We start from the raw sequence: 18,697 nt of genomic DNA on the forward strand, positions 1-18,697 counted from the left end.
TTCAGCTAGCGCAGCTGCAGCAGGGCGGCCTCGAAGGCGACCCAGGGCAGCATGGCGCACTTGACCCTGGCCGGGTACTTGGAGACACCGGCGAACGCCGCGGCGTCGCCGAGCACCTCTTCGTCGGGTTCGATGGTGCCGCGCGAGCGCAGCATCTCCCGGAACAGGTCGAGCATCACCTCGGACTCGGCGACGCTGGTGCCGCGCACGGTGTCGTTGAGCACCGAGGCCGACGCCATCGAGATGGAGCAGCCGACGCCCCGCCAGGCGAAGCCGTCGATCCGGGCCGCCGTCCCGGCGCCGGACAGGGCCACCCGCACGGTGATCTCGTCGCCGCAGGTGGTGTTCACCTGGTGCGACTGGGCCTGGCGCAGGCCGTCGACGGAGGCGACCGCTGCCGCGTCGTCATCCAGCGCCGACAGCTCGGCGACGGCGCCGTGCGCGGACTTCGCGTGGTCGAGGATGATCTGCTGGTAGAGCTGCTGCATGGCGGATGAGGTCATCGGGATACTCCGAAGAACGGGCCGACCTCGGCGAGCACAGCCAGGAACCTGTCGACCTCGTCGTCGGTCGTGTACAGGTAGGTGCTCGCGCGGGTGGACGCCGTGACGCCGAGTTTCTTGTGCAGCGGCTGGGCGCAGTGGTGGCCGACCCGCACGGCGATGCCGGCCTCGTCGAGGAACTGGCCCACGTCATGGGCGTGCACGCCGGCGACATCCACCGCGGCCAGGCCGATGCGTTCGACGCCGAGGCCGGGGCCGAGCAACCGCACGCCGGGGATGGCGGTGACGCCCTCGACGAGCCGGCGGCCGAGTTCGGCTTCGCGGCTGCGGATGCGGCCCATGCCGGTGTGGCTGAGGTAGTCGACGGCGGAGGCCAGCGCGATGGCCTGGGAGATGCGTTGGGTGCCGGCCTCGAAGCGCTGCGGCGGGGCGAGGAACTCGGCGCTCTGCATGTCGACGGTGGTGATCATCGAGCCACCGGTGAGGAACGGCGGCATCGCGGCGAGCAACTCGGCCTTGCCGAAGAGCACGCCGATGCCGGTGGGGCCGAGCATCTTGTGGCCGGAGAACACCGCGAAGTCCACGTCGAGCGCGGTGAGGTCCAGGGCCAGGTGCGGCGCCGACTGGCAGGCGTCCAGGAAGATCAGGGCGTCGACGGCGTGCGCCATGGCCACCAGCTCGTCGATGGGGTTGATGGTGCCCACCACGTTGGAGGCGTGGGTGACGGCCAGCAGCCGGGTCCGCGGGTTCAGGATTTCGGCGGCGGCGGCGAGGTCGAGGGTGCCGTCGGGCAGCACCGGGATGAAGCGGAGGGTGGCTCCGGTGCGGAGCGCCAGCTGCTGCCACGGGATGAGGTTGGAGTGGTGCTCCATCTCGGTGACGACGATCTCGTCGCCGGTTCCCAACGCGAACCGGGCGGCGGCGGGGCCGCCGAGGCCGAGTGACGCGTTCGAGAACGCGTACGAGACGAGGTTCACTCCCTCGGTGGCGTTGGAGGTCCAGACGATCTCGTTCTCGGCGGCGCCGACGAACGCGGCGACGGTGGCGCGGGCGGCCTCGAACACCTCGGTGGCCGCGAAGGCCAGGGTGTGCGCGCCGCGGTGCACGGCAGCGTTGCGCTGCTCGTAGTACTCCTGCTCGGCTTCCATCACGCTGATCGGATTCTGCGAGGTGGCACCGGAGTCGAGGTAGGCCAGCGGATGCCCATTGACGAGCTGGTGGAGCACCGGGAAGTCATTGCGGATGCGCAGCACCTCGTCGGAACTCAGAGTCTGGTCAGGCAGGCTCTCGTCATTCGGGGTCTGGTCTTGCACGGAGGCAGAGGGTGGTGCGACGAACGTCATACTTCAGGATACCGCCACCCGCCGTGCCCCGGCAGAGGATGACGGCAGGAGACGCAGCACGGTTCCGGCCGGCCGGCCGCGGTTCAGGCCTAGGCTGGAAGCCAGCAGAAAGGGCCGCCATGCCGCACGTTCCCCTCGTTTCACCGGGGCCGCCGCTCACCCCGGCCCAGCGCCAGCGCTACGCCCGCCAGCTCTCGCTCGAGCAGGTCGGCGACCTCGGCCAACGCCGCCTCGCGGCCGCCAGGGTGCTGATGATCGGTGCCGGCGGACTCGGCTCCCCGGTGCTCACCGCGCTGGCCGCCGCGGGCGTCGGCACCCTCGGCATCGTGGATTCCGACAGCGTGGAGGTCTCGAACCTGCACCGCCAGACCATCTACTCGATGGCCGACCTGGCCCTGCCCAAGGCCGAGGCCGCCGCGGCCGCCCTGCGCGCGCACAACCCGCTGATCGAGGTCGTGGCCCACCAGACGCGCCTCACGGCCGCCAACGTGCTCGCGCTGATCGACGACTACGACATCGTGGTCGACGGCACCGACAACTTCGCCACCCGCCACCTCGCCCACGACGCCGCGGCCCTGCTGCACAAGCCGTACATCTGGGGCTCCGTGCTGCGCTTCGACGGCCTGGTCACGACGTTCTGGGTCGACGGGCCGACCGGCGGAACCCGCTTGGAAGACCTGTTCCCGAGCACCCCGGGCGCCGACGAGGCCGAAACCTGCGCCATGGCCGGTGTGCTCGGCTCGGTGTGCGCCGGCGTCGGCGCCATGATGGCCAGTGAGGCCCTCAAGCTCATCGTGGGGTTCGGCGAACCGTTGTTCGGCCGGCTGCTCGTGCACGACGGCCTCGACGCCTCCTGGCGGGAGGTGCCATACGGCGCGGCCGCCCCGGCCGGCACCGTCCCTGCCGGCGCCGTCCCTGCCGCCGCTGACCCGGCCGCGGATGCCGCGACCGGTGTGACCGGCCACCTCGAACCGGCCGCGGCCGCCGACCCGCCCCGCGACACCAGCCACAGCCAGGTGCACACCCACCCGATCCCGGTGCCCCCGCACGCCGGCGCACCCGCACCCGACGAGGTCACCTCGGCCGAGCTCGCGGGCCTGCTCGCCGACCGGCAGGCGGGCACCGCCGACTTCGTTCTCGTGGACATCCGGGAGCCGTGGGAGCGTGACATCGTCGCCATCGACGGATCGGCCCTGGTGCCGATGGCGCAGCTGCTCACCGACGAGGCCCGCACGGTGATGGAACCCGACGACCGCATCATCCTGTACTGCCACCACGGCACCCGCTCCGAGTACGCCCGCGAGGTGCTGCGCGACAACGGTTGGTCGACGGTGAGCCACCTCGCGGGCGGCGTCGACGACTGGGTGCGCCGGATCGAACCGGAGAAGCAGCGCTACTGATGTGATCCCGCCTCCGGCCGCGCCGCGCCGCGCGTACACGCGGGGTGGTTGCCGGGTGATGCCCCGGTTATGGTGTGCCCACCGGGCCCCGTGCGCGGCACCACAACACGGCGACAGAGAGGTGGTCATGATGGGCGATGACAAGCATCCGACCGGGAGCACGGCGACGGGCCCGCAGGGCAGCGACGAGGACGTCGACCGCGGTTTCCTGGGCACCCTCGATCCCCTGATCATCCAGGCCGCCGACGGGCGGGTGGTCTGGGAGATGGAGTCCCTGGCCTTCCTCGCCGGTGCGGGGTCGGAGAACGTGCACGACGGTCTCTGGCGCCAGAGCGCCCTGACCGCCAGGCACGGCCTCTACCAGGTGACGGAGGGTATCTATCAGGTGCGCGGCTTCGACCTCTCGAACATGACACTCGTCGAGGGCGAGCACGGCGTCATCGTGATCGACCCGCTGATCTCGGCGGAGACCGCGGCGGCCGCGCTGGCGCTGTACCGCAGCCATCGCGGCGACCGCCCGGTGTCGGCGATCGTCTACACCCACGCGCACGCCGACCATTTCGGCGGCGTGCTCGGCGTGGTCGAACCCGACACCGGCATCCCCATCGTCGCCCCCGAGCATTTCCTCGACAACGCGGTGTCGGAGAACGTCTACGCCGGAACCGCGATGTTCCGCCGCGGGTACTACTACGACGGTCATCCGCTGGCCCGGAACGCGGCCGGCCGGGTCGGCATCGGCCTGGGCGCCGGCGGGTCGACGGGCAGCATCGGCCTGATCGCGCCCACCCTCGACATCACGGCGACGGGCCAGGAAGAGGTGCTCGACGGCGTGCGGATCATCTTCCAGCTCACCCCCGGCACCGAGTGCCCGTCGGAGATGAACCTGTACTTCCCGGCGCAGCGCGCCCTGTGCATGGCCGAGAACGCCACCCACACGATGCACAACCTGCTCACCCTGCGCGGCGCGCAGGTGCGCGATCCCCGCATGTGGTCCCGCTACCTGAGTGAGGCCACCGAGCTGTTCGGCCACCGGTCCGATGTGGAATTCGCCTCGCACCACTGGCCGACCTGGGGAACCGACGCCATTGTCGACTTCCTCACCGAGCAACGCGACCTCTACGCCTACCTGCACGACCAGACCGTGCGCCTGATGAACCAGGGCCAGACCGGCAGCGAGATCGCCGAGGACTTCGAGATGCCGCCGTCACTGGCAAAGAAGTGGCACACCCACGGCTACTACGGCTCGGTGAGCCACAACGTCAAGGCGATCTTCCAGCGCTACCTGGGCTGGTACGACGGCAACCCCGCGCACCTGTGGCAGCATCCGCCGACCGCCGCGGCCACCCGGTACGTCGACGTGATGGGCGGGGTCGCGGCCACGCTCGAGCACGCCAGGCGTTACCTGGATGCCGGCGACCTGCGGTTCGCCGTGGAGCTGGCCAGTCACGCCGTCTTCGCCGACCCCGGTGACGGTGCGGCCCGGGAGCTGCTGGCGACGGGCCTGGAGCGGCTGGGCTTCGGCGCGGAGAACGCCACCTGGCGCAACGTCTTCCTCACCGGGGCGACCGAGCTGCGGTACGGCGTGGGCCGCAACAACCTCAGCGCCGGCGGCCTGCTCGGCGCGCTCACCGTCACCCAGCTCTTCGACACCCTGGCGATCCGGCTGGTGGGGCCCAGGTCGTGGAACGAGAGCTTCGCGATCAACTGGGTGATCACGGACACGCGGGAGCTCTACAGGCTGGAGCTCAGCCACGGTGCCCTGATCCACTTTCCGATCGACAAGCCCCGTCCGGCGGACCTCAATGTGCGGATCACCCACGCCCGGCTGGCCCAGGCCGTGGCCGGCGGCTCGTTCAGCGGGGTGGACATGACCGGGGACACCGGTGTGCTGCCGCGGCTGTTCGCGCTGCTGGACAGCCCGGATCCGACCTTCGCCGTCGTGACGCCGTAGCGTGCCGGTCCGCGTCAGCCGCCGGCGAACGGCGGCAGAACGTCGAGCCTGTCGCCCTCGTTCAACACGCGGGCCCGATCGGTGGTGGCCGTTCCGTTCACGATGAAGGAGCAGCGGGCGAAAACGGCGGGCGAGCTACTGCCCAGATCCGTCAGGAACGCGCCGATGGTGGCCCCGGCCGGCAGGTCGCGGGTCTCCTCAGCCACTCCCGTCGCCGCCTTGGCCGCGGCGTAATAGCGCACCTGCACCTGCATGGTGATGAACCCTTCGTCGGTGGGCGGGCCGCACGTGCCGACCCGGTTCATCCAGCCTACGACGGGTCACCACTCCGGCGCGGCGCGCAGGGCGTAGTGCAGCTCCACGAGGCCGTCGTCGAAGGACCGCGCACCGCGCAGGTCGAGAACGGCCGGGTCGGTGTCGGCCGGGAACACCCCGCGGCCGGCGCCGATCACGACGGGCATCACCACGAGGCGCACCTCGTCTACCTCGCCGGCGGCGAAGAACGCCCGGCTCAGGCTCAGGCTGCCCCACAGCACGACAATTCCCGCGTTCTCGGCCTTGATCCGGCGGATGGCCTCGACGGCGTCGCCGGACTCCAGGGTCGCCGCGGGCAGGTCGCCCCACGGAGCGTGGCTGAGGGTGCGGGAGAACACGTGGCGGCGCAGCGCATTGAGCGGGCCGGTGATGACCTCGTCCGCCGCCTCCGGTGTGGGCCAGTAGCCCACGAACATGCGATACGTGTTGGCGCCGAGCACCATCGCGTCGACGCCGTCGAGCCACGCCACCTGGCTGCGGTCGAACTCGTCCGTGCGGCCGTCGAGAAGTTCGTAGGCCGTGAACTCGTTATCGAGGTTGGCCGCGAAGCCGTCGAGGGTCACGAACTGCTGCACCACGAGGTGTCCCATGAGTTGCCCTTCCGTGTGAGCGCCCGACCTGCGGCACCGGGTATTCGAGGCACGATACGCCCGGGCCGAGCCCCGTTCAAGCAACCGGCCGGCACCGGCCACCGCTCGAGCCGCGGCGTGCACGGTTCCGCGGCGGCGAACTGCGGCAAGATGGTGGCATGAGCGCGCGCACGATCGACCAGCACCGGGAGGCCGTGGTCTCGCTTCTCGCACCGCTGTTCCGGGACCGCGCCACCGAGGTCCTCCCCCTCTCGAGTGCCCGGCTGACCGGTGATCCCGACAGCTACCGGGCCAGGACCCTCGCGATCGCCGTCGACTCCCCCGTGGCGCTGCCGCCCTTCGACAACTCGCAGATGGACGGTTACGCCGTGCGCACCGAGGACCTGGTGACGGCCTCGGAGCGCACGCCCGCGATCCTCGCCGTGGCGGGCCGGATCGCCGCGGGCGACCCCGCCGGCCAGCTGCGACCGGGCACCGCCGCCCCGATCATGACGGGTGCGCCGATCCCGGCGGGCGCGGATGCCGTGGTGCCGATCGAGCAGGCCGATCCGCCCCGGTTCCAGCCGCAGGAGCCCGACGGCACCGCTCCGCTGGGTCAGAGCGTCTCGTTTTGTGCCCCCGCTCCGGTCGGCGCGTTCGTGCGCCCGACCGGCAGCGACGTGCACCCCGGCGACCGGCTCCTCGACGCGGGCACCCGGCTCGGCCCGGCCCAGTACGGGGTCCTCGCGGGTACCGGGCTGACCTCGGTTCCGGTGCTCCGGCGCATCCGGGTGCTGCTCATCGCGACCGGCCACGAGATCCGCGACCCCGGCCAGAGCCTGGCCGCCGGCCAGATCTACGACTCCAACAGCGTCATCCTCGGCCAGGCCCTGCGGGATGCCGGCTGCACCGTGACCGCCCGGCCCTGCCGCTCCGACGATGCCGCAGACCTCCTCGCCCTCCTCGCCGACGCCCCGGAGGTGGACCTCGTGGTCACCGTCGGCGGGGTCAGCGCCGGCGCCCGGGAGGTGGTGCGCGATGCGCTCGGCCCGCTCGGTGTGACCTTCCAACACGTCGCCATGCAGCCTGGCGGACCGCAGGGGCTCGGCGCGATCACCGTGCCCATGAACACCGTGCCTGTGAACACCGTGCCGAGCACACCCGTTCCCGTGATCACCTTCCCCGGCAACCCGGTGAGTGCCCTGATCTCGTTCGAGGTGTTCCTGCGCCCGGTGCTCCGCCGCCTGGCCGGTCTGCCGGGGCCCGACCGGGAGCTGCGGAGCGCCCCCCTTGCCGCACCGGTGGAATCCCCGGCCGGGAAGCACCAGCTGCGGCGCGGCATCCTGCGCCCCGACGGCGCCCTCGACCTGGTGGGCGGTGCCAGTTCGCACCTCCTGCACGCCTATGCCACCGCGACGGTGCTCGTGCACCTGCCCGTCGGGGTCGGCAGTGTCGCCGCGGGCGAACCCGTGGACTATTGGAGTATCGATGACTGAGACCACGCACAACCAGAACCATCCGGACCGGCCCGCCCAGCTCAGCCATGTGCGCGCCGACGGCGCCGCCCTCATGGTGGACGTGACCGACAAGCCCGTCACCAAACGACGCGCCACGGCCACGGCCACGCTGATCACCCGGCCCGACGTGATCGCCCTGCTCGTCGCCGGCGAACTGCCCAAGGGCGAGGCCCTCGCCGTGGCCAGGGTGGCCGGCATCATGGGCGCCAAGCAGACCTCGGCGTTGATCCCGCTCTGCCACCCGCTGCCGCTCAGCGGTGCCACCATCGACTTCGTGCCCGGCGACGATCGGGTGCTCATCAGCGCGACGGTGAAGACCACCGGTGTGACCGGTGTCGAGATGGAGGCGCTGACGGCGGCGTCGGTGGCGGCGCTCACCCTGTACGACATGATCAAGGCCGTGGACAAGCACGCGGTGATCACCGACATCAAGGTGCTGGCGAAGTCCGGCGGCAAGAGCGGCGACTGGAGCACCGAGTGAGCGCCGCCGCGAAGCCGACGAGCGCACCAGGCGTCGCACGGGCCGACGGGCGCACCGGACAGGTGATCGTGGCGTCGACCCGCGCGGCGACCGGCGTGTACACCGACCGCACCGGACCCGTCATCGACGCCTGGCTTCGCGCGCATGGCTGGCTCGTCCTGGACCGGGCCGTCGTCGCCGACGGCGACCCCGTCGGCGATGCCCTGGCCGCGGCCATCGAGGCCGGCCTCGACCTGGTCATCACAACGGGCGGCACCGGTGTGAGCCCCACCGACCAGACCCCGGAGCAGACCCTGCCGCTGCTCGATCGCCAGCTGCCCGGCATCATGGAGGAGCTGCGGCGGCGCGGTACGGCCGCCACACCGCTCGCCGTGCTCTCGCGCGGCTACGCCGGCATCGCCCGTGGCCGCACCGTCGTGATCAACCTGCCCGGCTCCACCGGCGGCGTCCGCGACGGACTGGCCGTGCTCACCGAGGTGCTCGACCACCTCATCGACCAGGTGCGCGGAGCCGACCACACGGCAGCACCCGCCGCCGACACCCACCCGGCCGCAGCGCACGAGACCACACCAACCACGGCCACGCCCCGCAAGGGCACACTCCCCAAGGACCTCCGACATGGCCACTGAGCCCACCCCGCACAACGCCACAGCCGCCCCCGAGACCCCGGGCCGGGTGCTGTTCGCGCGCGTCGACGACACCCCGATCACCGTCGACGAGTGCACGGATGCCGTGGGCGACGCCACGGCCGGCGCCGTCGTGTCGTTCGCGGGCGTGGTGCGCAACCACGACGAGGACCGCGGCGTGACCTGGCTGCGCTACAGCGCCCATCCGAGCGCCCAGACCGTGCTCGAGGAGGTCGCGCGCGAGGTGGCCCTGGCGCACCCGGGCTGCCGGATCGCCGCCGCGCACCGGGTGGGCGACCTGGGCATCGGCGACGTGGCACTGGCCTGCGCCGTGGCGTCCGCGCACCGGGCCGAGGCCTTCGCGGCCTGCGCCGCCCTGGTCGACGAGATCAAGGCCCGCGTGCCCATCTGGAAGGAACAGGGCTTCACCGACGGCAGCACCGAGTGGGTCGCCGCGCTCGGCTGACCGCGCCCACCGCCCGATTGGTCCCCGAACGGACAATAGGTCCCGGCACACCGGGTGCAGACATCCGCACGGGCACCAGTTGTTTGGCACGAGTTGGGCCCAGATCACGCCGCAAAACTGGGGATCGGCTGGGGGACGCCCGGCCGGTTTACATTACCGACACAATGCTGCGCTTGACTAGGGATGTCGGCGCCCGCGAGGGCGCCCCTCGACGGGCCCGCAGGCCCGGCGGCACCCGGATGCGGCGCATCCACGACCTTGGGAGACCGGATGGACCTGAGCACCGTTGCGACCATCACCCCGGCCCGCACCCGCGCCGACCTGGCCGCCCTCGGTGAGACCGTGGTGCCGCTGGCCGGCGGCTCCGAACTCTTCGCCGACCCGCGCATCCACCTCACCGGCCTCGTCGACCTGCAGACCATGGGCTGGCCGTCGCTGACCGCCAACGCCGGGGGTCTCGAGATCGCCGCCACCTGCACCCTCGCCGAACTGTCGCGGATGCCCGCCGAGCCCGGCTGGGTCGCCCACCCGGTTTTCCACCAGGCCTGCACGGCCCTGTTCGGCTCGTTCAAGGTCTGGAACGTGGCCACCGTCGGCGGCAACCTGTGCACCTCGCTGCCCGCGGGCCCGATGATCTGCCTCACCGTCGCCCTCGACGCCGAGGTGCTGATCTGGCGCGCCGACGGCATCGACGTGCGGCTGCCCGCCTTGGCCTTCGTCACCGGCAACACCACCAATGTGCTCGAGCCCGGCGACGTGCTGCGCTCCATCCACATTCCCGCCGTCTCGCTGGCCGCCCGCACCGGATACCGCAAGATCGCCCTGTCCCCGCTCGGCCGCTCCGGCGCCGTACTCATCGGCCGCCTCGACACCGACGGCGCCTTCGTGCTCACCGTGACGGGCGGCACCGTGCGCCCGGTGCAACTGCGTTACCCCGAGCTACCCGACCCGGCCGCCCTGGCCGCCGACATCGCCGGCATCGACGCCTGGTTCACGGACGCGCACGGCGCCGCCGACTGGCGCCGGGCCATGAGCGGGCTGCTCGGCGAGGAGATCCGCCAGGAACTGGCCGCGCCCGCCGACCCGATCACCACCGGCGACGGGAGCCGCGCATGAAGCTGACCGTGAACGGCAGCCAGGTCGACGCACCGGCCGCGGCCGGCCAGGCCCTGCGCACCTTCCTGCGCGAACAGGAACACTTCGAGGTCAAGAAGGGCTGCGACACCGGCGACTGCGGCGCCTGCTCGGTGCTCGTGGACGGCACCCCGGTGCACTCCTGCATCTACCCGGCCTTCCGGGCCGAGGGTCGCGAGGTCACCACCGCCACGGGCATCGGCAGCCCGCAGAACCTGGCCCCGATCCAGCAGCGCTTCATCGACGCGGCCGGCTTCCAGTGCGGCTTCTGCACACCCGGCATGATCGTGACGGCGTCGACCATCCAGGAGCACCAGCTCGACGACCTGCCCCGCCTGCTCAAGGGCAACCTGTGCCGTTGCACGGGCTACCGGGCCATCGACGACGCCATCCGTGACAGGCACACCCCGGCCGACGGCAGCTGTGGGCACGACCACGAGCAGACCGGCCTGGGCCCGGTGCGCCCCACCAAGCCCCGAACCACAGCGCGCACCACGGCCACCGACGGCCGCGTCGGCGGCTCGCTCCGCGCCCCCGCCGCCGCCCGGGTGGTGAGCGGCCAGGAGCCGTACACCCTCGACGTGGCGGTGCCTGGCCTGCTGCACCTCGCCGTGCTGCGGAGCCCTCACGCCCACGCCAGGGTGCTCTCTGTCGACTCCGCCGCCGCCCGCGCCCTGCCCGGGGTGCACGCCGTGCTCAGTTCCGCCGACTCCCCCACCACACTGTATTCCTCGGCCCGGCACGAGAGCCGGCTCGACGACCCCGACGACAGCCTGGTCCTGGACTCCGTGATGCGGCACCGCGGCCAGCGGGTGGCCGCGGTGGTCGCCGACTCCGTGGCCATCGCCGAGCACGCCTGCCGGCTGCTCGAGGTGGAGTACGAGCTGCTGCCCGCGGTCTTCGACCCCGCCGAGGCGCTCCGACCCGGCGCCCCGCTCGTGCACGGCGAGAAGGACGCCACGGCGAGCCGCCTGGCCGACCCGTCCCGCAACCTCGTCGCCGAGCTGCACGGCGAGTACGGCGACGTCGCCGCTGGCCTCGCTGCCGCCGACACCGTGGTCACCGGCACCTGGCAGACCCAGCGGGTGGCGCACACCCAACTGGAGACCCACGCCACCATCGGCTGGCTGGAGGACGAGCGGCTCGTGCTGCGCACCAGCTCCCAGGTGCCGTTCCTGGTGCAGAAGGAAATCAGCCGCATCTTTGACCTCGACCTCGACGCCGTGCGTGTGTTCACCGCCCGCGTCGGCGGCGGATTCGGCGGCAAGCAGGAGATCCTCACCGAAGACATCGTCACCCTCGCGGTGCTGACAACCGGGCGCCCCGTGCAGTACGAGTTCACTCGCACCGACGAGCTCGCCGCCTCGCCGACCCGGCACCCGATGCGCATCGGCGTCACCCTCGGCGCCACCAGCGACGGCCGGCTCACCGCCCTGAAGATCGACGTGCTCTCCGACACCGGTTCCTACGGCAACCACGCCCCCGGCGTCATGTTCCACGGCACCAGTGAGTCGGTGGCGCTGTACAACGTGCCCAACAAACGGGTGGATGCGCAGGCCGTGTACACGAACAACCCGCCGTCGGGCGCCTTCCGCGGCTACGGCCTGGGCCAGGTCATCTACGGCGTCGAGTGCGCCCTCGACGAACTCGCCGCCGAGCTGGGCCTGAACCCCTTCGACATCCGCCGGATCAACTCGGTGCGACCCGGCGACCCGCTCGTGGTGACCCACGAGGAGGGTGACGACATCGGCTTCGCCAGCTACGGACTGGACCAGTGCCTCGACCTGGCCCAGGCGGCCCTGGCCCGCGGCAACGGGGCGGCCGCACCGGCCGGCGCCTCGTGGCGGATGGGAGAGGGCATGGCGTCGTCGATGATCGCGACGACCCCGCCGCGCGGCCACTTCTCCCAGGCGACCATCACCCTGGAGAGGGACGGCCGCTACCGGGTGCGGGTGGGCACCGCCGAGTTCGGCAACGGCACCACCACGGTGCACACCCAGATCGCGGCGACGGTGCTGAACACCGACCCTGACCGCATCGAGATCCTCCAGTCCGACACCGACGCCGCCGGCTACGACACCGGTGCCTTCGGGTCGGCCGGCGTGGTGGTGGCCGGCAAGGCCGTGCACGGCGCCGCCATCGAGCTGGCCGGGCTGCTGCGCGAGAAGGCGGCCCGGCTCACCGGCCGGCCCGCCGGGGACTTCGACCTGGCGGCCGACGGGCTGCGCGCCGGCGCGGTGTTCGTGCCGCTGGCCGACCTCGCCGGCGAGGCTGTCACCGGCACTGGCCGTGAAGACGGCGCACGCCGCTCACTGGCGTTCAACGTTCACGCGTTCCGGGTGGCCGTGAACACCGCCACCGGCGAGGTGCGGATGCTGCAATCGATCCAGACCGCGGATGCCGGCTTCGTGATGAACCCCGAACAGTGCCGCGGCCAGATCGAGGGCGGGGTGGCGCAGGCCATCGGCAGCGCGTTGTACGAGGAGCTCATCCTCGACGGCGCCGGAACCGTTCAGACCCGGGTGCTGCGCAACTATCACGTGCCGCAACTGGCTGACCTGCCGGTCACCGAGGTGTACTTCGCGAACACGGCCGACGACCTGGGTCCGTACGGAGCCAAGTCGATGAGCGAGTCGCCGTACAACCCGGTGGCGCCGGCGTTGGCCAACGCCGTGCGCGATGCGCTCGGCATCCGCTCGTACGAACTGCCGATGTCGCGCGACCGGCTGTGGCGTCTGGTAGACGGGGCCGACGGGGTAGGTCCCTTCGGCTCCGTCGAGGTGCAGGAGGCTTAGGTCAGATCGGCCGCCGTCAGCGGTTCTCTAGCGCCATCGTCGGGCGGCCGGTCCGTCATTCCTCGACGCTGGTCGCTCGACTCGTCGTCATCGGCTTCATTTCCTTGCCGTGCATGGTCACCGCGTAGATCACCAGAACGTCGATGGCGATCATCGTGAGCGACCAGAGCGGGTAGGCGCCCAGGAAGGCGATGTTCACCAGGGCGCTGCCGAACGCCAGGATGATCGCGACGATGCGTGCCCACATCTGCCCCGCGAGCAGGGCGACGCCGGCCAGGATCACCACGGCACCGAGGATCGTGTGTACCCAACCCCAGGTCGTGTAGTCGACCTGCACCACCAGTCCTTCCTGGCCGACAAGGTAGTACGTGTCCTGGAACAGCGCGACCAGGCCCTGGATGACGTGGAACGCGCCCATCATCAACATCATGACGCCGGCGAAGACGATCCAGCCGGTCCAGCCCGAGGTGCCGTAGTTGTCCATGGTTTCGGCACCGGTCGTGGTGCCCGTTGCCTGCCGTGTGGTGGTCATAGTGATTCCTCCCATTCAGTGGACTCGATGAGCACGCTAATGCGCGGGCGCACCCGTTTCGTCCCCCGAATGGGGTGAGGGCTGGAGAAAATATCCCGGTCAGCCGGGAGGGCATTTGATACCGTCAGGCCGAGGGATGGATCGGACCCTGACGGTTCCGGAGCGGCTGGCCGGATGCTCCGGAGCGGGCCGCGAGGACCTCGGCGAGGATCGACACCGCGGTCTCCTCTGGGCTGCTCGCGCCGAGGTCCAGGCCGATCGGCGAGTGCAGCCGATCGAGGGCGTCGGCGGGCACACCGGCCTGGCGCAGCCGCAGCATCCGTCGCTCGTGGGTGCGCCGGGACCCCATGGCACCCACGTAGCCGACGTCGAGGCTCAGGGCCGTGGTCAGCAGCGGCAGGTCGAACTTCTCGTCGTGGGTGAGCACGCACACCACGGTGCGGGCGTCGGTCTCGGTGCGGGCCAGGTAGTCGCTCGGCCACTCGACCACCACCTCCGCCGCGGTCGGGAAGCGTTCGGGGGTGGCGAACACGGCTCGGGCGTCGCAGACGGTGACCCGGTAGCCGAGCAGGGTCGCGGCGGCCGAGAGGGCGCTGGCGAAGTCCACGGCGCCGAAGATCAGGCAACGCGGCGGGGTCGCGGCGACGAGGTAGAGCACCCGGCTGGTCACGCCGTCGCAGTCGACCGAGCCCAGGGTGCTCTCGCCGCCGTTCACGCCGGCGCGCAGCTCGGCCCGGATGCGGCGCAGCGCGTCGGCGTCGAGGCCGGCGGAAATCTCAGGATCGGCTGCGCCCTCCGGCGCCAGGATCAGGCCGGCGCCCCGTCCCGCGACCACCAGCGCGAGCCCGGCGGTCTGGCCGGCCGCAGCGCGCTCCAGCTGGGCGCGAACGTCGGCGGCCAGGGCGTTGCGCCCCACCGGGGCGATCTCGGCCAGGAACACCTCGACGGTGCCGCCGCAGCTCAGGCCCACGGCGAAGGCGTCGTCGTCGCTCACCCCGAATTCGGTGAGGCGTCCGCGCCCGGTCTCGAGCACCTCCTGGGCGCTGTCGTAGATCGCCCCCTCGACGCAGCCGCCGGAGATGCTGCCGATCACCGCGCCGGCGTCGGTGACGGCCATGGCCGTGCCGAGGGTGCGCGGCGCACTGCCGAGCACCCGGGTCACCGTCGCGACGGCCACCCGGCGCCCCTCTGCGAGGGCGTCGAGGACCGATGCGGCGATTTCGAGCACGGCTAGGTGCTCGCGTTCTGGTCCATGCCCATCCGCCGCAGCACCAGGTTTTCGGCGAACTGCGCAACTCCGTAGAGCACCATCGAGACGATGGTGATGACCACCACGGACGACCAGACCTCGAAGTTCTTCACCTGCGAGACCGCGACGACGATGCCGTAGCCGAGGCCCTGGCCGGTCGCGAGCCACTCGGCCAGCAGGGCGCCGGTGATGGCGCCGGGGATGGAGATCTTGATGGCGGCGAAGAACGACGGCAGCGAGCTGGGCAACGCCACCTTGCGGAGCGCCGTGAACGGGCTGCCGCCGTAGACGGCGATGACGTCGCTGATCTGCGGGGACGCCGAACGGAGGCCGAAGGCGATGTTCACCAGGGCCGGGAAGAGCACCACGATGGCTCCGGTGACCACGGCGATGCTCGGTCCCCGGCCGGTGATGAGGATCAGCACCGGAACGAAGGCCACCAGCGGCACACTGCGCAGCAGCAGGGCGATGGGCATCAGGGCGTGCTCGATGCCCTTCGACAGGGTGAACAGGGTGGCCAGCACCAGGGCGAGCAGCAGCCCCGCGACGAAGCCGAGGAACGCGTCCGTGAGGGTGACGCCGAGGTTGCTGAGGATCAGCGCCCGGTTCTCGGCGGCGTCCGGCACCGTGAACAGCCAGTTGACAACATCCAACGGGCCCTTCGCGATGAACGGTGAGATCCCCAGCACCAGGATCAGGCCCTGCCAGGCGGCGAGGACGATCACGAGGGTCAGCAGGCCCGTGGCCAACGCCCGGCCGACGTAGGCGCCGGCGCCGCGCGCCTGCGCCCCGCTGCTCGTGGTGAGGACACCGGCCTGAACGGCGATGGCCTCGGCGACGTTCGTTTGCGCGCTCACGAGCTGCTCCGTCCGGTGGTCCAGGGGGTGGCGAAACGGGAGATCAGAGCGAACAGCAGGTAGCCGACGCCGGCCAGCAGGCCCGCGACGAGGGCGAGGCTCCAGACCCGTTCCACGTTCGCGGCGTTGCCGGCGGCGAGCATGGCCAGGCCTAGACCGCGCTCTGCGCCGCCGAGGTACTCACCGAGGATCGCGCCGAGCAGGGCGGCCGGGGCCGCGATCTGCAGGGCGTTCAGCACGCTGGGCAGACCGTATAGCAGCCGCACCTTGCGCAGTTGGGTGAACCTGGTGCCGCCGTACACGGTGATGAGGTCGAGGCTGGCCGTGTCCGCGGCCTTGAGCCCCACCAGCGAGCCGACCACGGTGGTGAAGAACACCGACATGGCGGCCAGGAAGATCGCGGTGCCGGACGGGTCGCCGCGCGGCGGGCCGATCACGGTGTAGGCGATCGGGCCGATGGCCACGATGGGCACGCAGTAGGTGATCACTGCGATCTGCAGCGCGATCTTCTCGATGCGCGGCAGCACCAGGACCAGGCCCGCCAGCAGCAGCGCCAGGCCGTTGCCCCAGAGGAACCCGCTGAACGCTTCGCTGAGGGTCATGGTGATGTGCGGCAGGTAGAAGCCGATGCCGTCGCCGGCGAACTGACCGAGGACTTCGGCCGGGGTAGGAATGGCGCCGCCGGGCACCGAGCCGGAGTTCTGGAAGATCGTGAGGGCGCTGATCCACCACAGGGCCACCACGCCGACGATGCCGAGCAGCCCGGTCGCCCAGCCGGGCAGGCCGCGGGTGACCGGCATCAGTGCGCCCCGGCGGCGGCCGGGGTGTCGGCGCCGAAGAGCAGTTCTGACGCCCGGTCGTGCAGGGCGTGGAACTCGGGGGTGCGCATCATCTCGGGCAGGCGCGGGCGGGGCAGGTCGATTTCGATGACCTCCTTGACGCGCCCGGGCCGGGGACTCATCACGGCCACCTGGTCGCTGAGGAAGATGGCCTCGGAGATGCCGTGGGTGACCATCAGGGTCGTCGCGGGCTTCTCGGTCCAGATGCGCAGCAGCTCGATGTTGAGGCGCTGGCGGGTCATATCGTCGAGGGCGCCGAACGGTTCGTCGAGCAGCAGCACCGAGGGCTTGAGCACGAGCGACCGGGCGATCGAGACGCGCTGGCGCATCCCGCCGGACAGCTGGGCCGGCTTGGCCTTCTCGAAGCCGGTGAGTCCGACGAGTTGGATGAGTTCGGTGACGTAGTCCTCGTCGACAGGCATCCTTGCGACCTCGAACGGAAGTTTGATGTTGTTGCGCACGCTCCGCCAGGGCAGCAGGGCGGAGTCCTGGAAGGCGATGCCGAGTTCGTGGCCGCTGCGGAGTTCGGCGGGGCTCTTGCCGTCCACCCGGGTGGTGCCGCTGGTGGGGTTCTCGAGGCCGGCCAGGATCCGCAGGATGGTGGACTTGCCGCAGCCGGAGGGGCCCAGCAGCGAGAGGAAGCTGCCCTTGTCGGTGTGCAGGTTCGCGTTGTCGAGGGCGACAACCTCGGTGCGACCGACCGAGAAGGTCTTGTGCAGCGCTTCAATGTGCAAGCCGGTACCGTGCAAGCCGGTACCGTGCTGGCCGGTTTCCGAAGCGGTGGCGGGGAGAGCGGTGTCGATCGTGCTCACGTCGTACATTCCTTACTGGGCGTCATCGGGTGCCGATAGTTCAGTATCGCCGACGGCACCCGCCTCGGGTGAGACGGGTGCCGCGGCGTGACCCGTGCTGCGAACGGTTACTTGCCGTAGGCGATGAGGTCCGGGTTCTCCTCGTACACCTCGGCCAGCAGGCTCATGTCGAACAGTGCGTCGGCGTCGATGTCGATACCGGCGGCCTTGAGCGTGGCGACGGATTCCTTCTGCAGTTTGTCGCTGATGGTGAAGAGGCCGTTGGCCTTGGTGTCGTCGCTGACGACGAGGTCGGTGGACTGGATCTCCGCCTGGCGGGTCTCCTTCTCCATCGTCAGTCCGAGGTCCTTGCCGTACGTGTCGACGGTCAGGGTCGCGGCGGCAGCGGGATCGTTGATCGCGTCCGTCCAGCCCTTGATCTCGGCGACCAGCAGGGCCTTGAGCATGTCGCGGTCATTGGCGATCGCATCCTCGGACGCCGTGAACGTCTCGGCGACGAACGGCAGGCCGTTGTCGGCCAGCGGCAGGTTCACCGGGTCGAGACCGGCCAGCTCGGCGTCGATCGACTCGTTGGTGAGGTACGCGAACCAGCCGTCGAGCTCGCCGTTGAACAGCGGGGTCGGGTCGTATTCGACCGGGACGACGGTGATGGTGGACGGGTCGATCTCATTGACCTTGAGGAAGGCGTCCCACAGGCTCTGGTTGCTCGCCTGAACGCCGATGGTCTTGCCCTTGAGGTCGTCGAGGGTGGCGATGTTGCCGACGCCGGCCAGCGAGAGGATGGTGAACGGGTTCTTCTGGTAGGTCGCGCCGATGATCTTCAGCGGTGCGCCTTCCTCGGCGATGACGGTGCCCGTGGAGATGGCGTTGCCGACACCGAGGTCGACGTTGCCGGAGATGACGCCGGCCTCGGCCGATGCCGGGCCGGGGATCAGGTCGACGGAATCGAAGCCGGCTTCGGCGAAGTAGCCGGCATCCTCGGCCACGAACTCGCCCATGAACTCGGCGTTCTTGATCCAGGAGAGCTGGATGCTCGCATCGCCGAACGAGGCGGCGTCGCCGGAGCCTTCCGCGGAAGAGCCGGCATCGCCGGCGCAGGAGGAGAGCAACAGGGTGAGTGCGGCGGCCACGGCGACGCCGGTGCCGACGCGCTTGGCGGAGCGACGGGTGAACGGGGAAAGTGGGGCTTGCGTCATGACGCGGTCCTCTCGATGGTGCTCGGGGATTGCCGTGGAACTCAACGGCGTGCTGGGGCGGAATGCCATGGTGCTGAACGGGACGTGCTGCTGTGCTGCTGTGTTGCTGACC

18 protein-coding genes are annotated in these 18,697 nt (G+C 70.9%); 8 read left to right on the forward strand and 10 right to left on the reverse strand.

The genetic code is table 11. The annotated features are described in order from the left end of the window. Positions 1–5: 5 nt before the first annotated feature. Together sufU and CXY76_RS11990 are read right to left on the reverse strand one after the other, a co-directional pair. A complete protein-coding gene (gene sufU / locus CXY76_RS11985) occupies positions 6–503 on the reverse strand; it encodes a Fe-S cluster assembly sulfur transfer protein SufU (protein WP_104164744.1) in 498 nt (165 codons plus the stop codon). Further along, positions 500–1,816, reverse strand: a complete 1,317-nt coding sequence (locus tag CXY76_RS11990) for an aminotransferase class V-fold PLP-dependent enzyme (RefSeq protein WP_233199752.1) — start codon at positions 1,814–1,816, stop codon at positions 500–502. Before CXY76_RS11990 ends, sufU begins: the two co-directional genes overlap by 4 nt. Before the next feature lie 149 nt (positions 1,817–1,965). Here CXY76_RS11990 and CXY76_RS11995 point away from each other — a divergent pair, with 149 nt between their 5' ends. Then, positions 1,966–3,246, forward strand: coding sequence for a ThiF family adenylyltransferase (locus tag CXY76_RS11995; protein WP_104164748.1), 1,281 nt, complete (start codon positions 1,966–1,968; stop codon positions 3,244–3,246). 127 nt (positions 3,247–3,373) lie between these two features. After that, positions 3,374–5,197, forward strand: coding sequence for an alkyl/aryl-sulfatase (locus CXY76_RS12000; RefSeq protein ID WP_233199754.1), 1,824 nt, complete (start codon positions 3,374–3,376; stop codon positions 5,195–5,197). Between the two features lie 14 nt (positions 5,198–5,211). Here the strand turns inward: CXY76_RS12000 and CXY76_RS12005 are convergent, their stop codons facing one another. Together CXY76_RS12005 and CXY76_RS12010 are read right to left on the reverse strand one after the other, a co-directional pair. Further along, on the reverse strand, positions 5,212–5,502 hold the full coding sequence (locus tag CXY76_RS12005; protein ID WP_233199756.1) for a MoaD/ThiS family protein: 291 nt from the start codon (positions 5,500–5,502) through the stop codon (positions 5,212–5,214). A gap of 15 nt (positions 5,503–5,517) precedes the next feature. Continuing rightward, on the reverse strand, positions 5,518–6,102 hold the full coding sequence (locus tag CXY76_RS12010) for a dihydrofolate reductase family protein (RefSeq protein WP_104164750.1): 585 nt from the start codon (positions 6,100–6,102) through the stop codon (positions 5,518–5,520). A gap of 158 nt (positions 6,103–6,260) precedes the next feature. On the opposite strand from CXY76_RS12010, the gene glp reads away from it, so the two are divergent. The 6 genes from glp to CXY76_RS12040 all read left to right on the forward strand — a co-directional run bounded on the left by glp (position 6,261) and on the right by CXY76_RS12040 (position 13,100). Next, complete coding sequence (gene glp, locus CXY76_RS12015) at positions 6,261–7,577, forward strand: gephyrin-like molybdotransferase Glp (RefSeq protein ID WP_104164752.1); 1,317 nt, start codon at positions 6,261–6,263, stop codon at positions 7,575–7,577. Next, entirely contained in the window at positions 7,570–8,079 is a 510-nt protein-coding gene (moaC, locus tag CXY76_RS12020; protein WP_104164754.1) for a cyclic pyranopterin monophosphate synthase MoaC, read from the forward strand. Before glp ends, moaC begins: the two co-directional genes overlap by 8 nt. After that, the gene (locus CXY76_RS12025; RefSeq protein ID WP_104164756.1) at positions 8,076–8,708 is read left to right on the forward strand and encodes a MogA/MoaB family molybdenum cofactor biosynthesis protein; all 633 of its coding nucleotides are present in this window, start codon (positions 8,076–8,078) and stop codon (positions 8,706–8,708) included. The genes moaC and CXY76_RS12025 overlap by 4 nt, the downstream gene beginning before the upstream one ends. Continuing rightward, positions 8,698–9,171, forward strand: coding sequence for a molybdenum cofactor biosynthesis protein MoaE (locus CXY76_RS12030; protein WP_199190285.1), 474 nt, complete (start codon positions 8,698–8,700; stop codon positions 9,169–9,171). Before CXY76_RS12025 ends, CXY76_RS12030 begins: the two co-directional genes overlap by 11 nt. 270 nt (positions 9,172–9,441) lie before the next feature. Beyond that, positions 9,442–10,287, forward strand: a complete 846-nt coding sequence (locus CXY76_RS12035) for an FAD binding domain-containing protein (RefSeq protein ID WP_104164758.1) — start codon at positions 9,442–9,444, stop codon at positions 10,285–10,287. Continuing rightward, positions 10,284–13,100 (forward strand): molybdopterin cofactor-binding domain-containing protein, encoded by a 2,817-nt coding sequence (locus CXY76_RS12040; RefSeq protein WP_104164760.1) that lies wholly within the window; start codon positions 10,284–10,286, stop codon positions 13,098–13,100. Before CXY76_RS12035 ends, CXY76_RS12040 begins: the two co-directional genes overlap by 4 nt. Positions 13,101–13,155: 55 nt before the next feature. Here the strand turns inward: CXY76_RS12040 and CXY76_RS12045 are convergent, their stop codons facing one another. From CXY76_RS12045 to CXY76_RS12070, 6 genes are all read right to left on the reverse strand, one after another. Beyond that, positions 13,156–13,632, reverse strand: a complete 477-nt coding sequence (locus tag CXY76_RS12045) for a hypothetical protein (RefSeq protein WP_104164762.1) — start codon at positions 13,630–13,632, stop codon at positions 13,156–13,158. A 124-nt stretch (positions 13,633–13,756) separates the two neighbouring features. Then, the gene (locus tag CXY76_RS12050; protein ID WP_104164765.1) at positions 13,757–14,860 is read right to left on the reverse strand and encodes an XdhC family protein; all 1,104 of its coding nucleotides are present in this window, start codon (positions 14,858–14,860) and stop codon (positions 13,757–13,759) included. A 2-nt stretch (positions 14,861–14,862) separates the two neighbouring features. Further along, positions 14,863–15,738 carry an ABC transporter permease gene (locus tag CXY76_RS12055; RefSeq protein WP_233199758.1) on the reverse strand — a complete coding sequence of 292 codons (876 nt, stop codon included), beginning with the start codon at positions 15,736–15,738 and terminating at the stop codon, positions 14,863–14,865. Next, positions 15,735–16,538 (reverse strand): ABC transporter permease, encoded by an 804-nt coding sequence (locus CXY76_RS12060; RefSeq protein WP_104164767.1) that lies wholly within the window; start codon positions 16,536–16,538, stop codon positions 15,735–15,737. Before CXY76_RS12060 ends, CXY76_RS12055 begins: the two co-directional genes overlap by 4 nt. Continuing rightward, entirely contained in the window at positions 16,538–17,380 is an 843-nt protein-coding gene (locus tag CXY76_RS12065; protein ID WP_233199794.1) for an ABC transporter ATP-binding protein, read from the reverse strand. The genes CXY76_RS12060 and CXY76_RS12065 overlap by 1 nt, the downstream gene beginning before the upstream one ends. 116 nt (positions 17,381–17,496) lie before the next feature. After that, complete coding sequence (locus tag CXY76_RS12070) at positions 17,497–18,585, reverse strand: ABC transporter substrate-binding protein (RefSeq protein ID WP_104164771.1); 1,089 nt, start codon at positions 18,583–18,585, stop codon at positions 17,497–17,499. Positions 18,586–18,697: the final 112 nt, after the last annotated feature.

The organism is Cryobacterium sp. N22, from assembly GCF_002929555.1.
Lineage (GTDB): Bacteria > Actinomycetota > Actinomycetes > Actinomycetales > Microbacteriaceae > Cryobacterium.

What these genes read in the sequence shown, in the direction of transcription:
- sufU (WP_104164744.1), bottom strand. Translation starts at nt 503, where the DNA reads ATGACCTCATCCGCCATGCAGCAGCTCTACCAGCAGATCATCCTCGAC.
- CXY76_RS11995 (WP_104164748.1), top strand. Translation starts at nt 1,966, where the DNA reads ATGCCGCACGTTCCCCTCGTTTCACCGGGGCCGCCGCTCACCCCGGCC.
- CXY76_RS12000 (WP_233199754.1), top strand. Translation starts at nt 3,374, where the DNA reads ATGATGGGCGATGACAAGCATCCGACCGGGAGCACGGCGACGGGCCCG.
- CXY76_RS12005 (WP_233199756.1), bottom strand. Translation starts at nt 5,502, where the DNA reads ATGAACCGGGTCGGCACGTGCGGCCCGCCCACCGACGAAGGGTTCATC.
- CXY76_RS12010 (WP_104164750.1), bottom strand. Translation starts at nt 6,102, where the DNA reads ATGGGACACCTCGTGGTGCAGCAGTTCGTGACCCTCGACGGCTTCGCG.
- glp (WP_104164752.1), top strand. Translation starts at nt 6,261, where the DNA reads ATGAGCGCGCGCACGATCGACCAGCACCGGGAGGCCGTGGTCTCGCTT.
- moaC (WP_104164754.1), top strand. Translation starts at nt 7,570, where the DNA reads ATGACTGAGACCACGCACAACCAGAACCATCCGGACCGGCCCGCCCAG.
- CXY76_RS12030 (WP_199190285.1), top strand. Translation starts at nt 8,698, where the DNA reads ATGGCCACTGAGCCCACCCCGCACAACGCCACAGCCGCCCCCGAGACC.
- CXY76_RS12035 (WP_104164758.1), top strand. Translation starts at nt 9,442, where the DNA reads ATGGACCTGAGCACCGTTGCGACCATCACCCCGGCCCGCACCCGCGCC.
- CXY76_RS12040 (WP_104164760.1), top strand. Translation starts at nt 10,284, where the DNA reads ATGAAGCTGACCGTGAACGGCAGCCAGGTCGACGCACCGGCCGCGGCC.
- CXY76_RS12045 (WP_104164762.1), bottom strand. Translation starts at nt 13,632, where the DNA reads ATGACCACCACACGGCAGGCAACGGGCACCACGACCGGTGCCGAAACC.
- CXY76_RS12060 (WP_104164767.1), bottom strand. Translation starts at nt 16,538, where the DNA reads ATGCCGGTCACCCGCGGCCTGCCCGGCTGGGCGACCGGGCTGCTCGGC.
- CXY76_RS12070 (WP_104164771.1), bottom strand. Translation starts at nt 18,585, where the DNA reads ATGACGCAAGCCCCACTTTCCCCGTTCACCCGTCGCTCCGCCAAGCGC.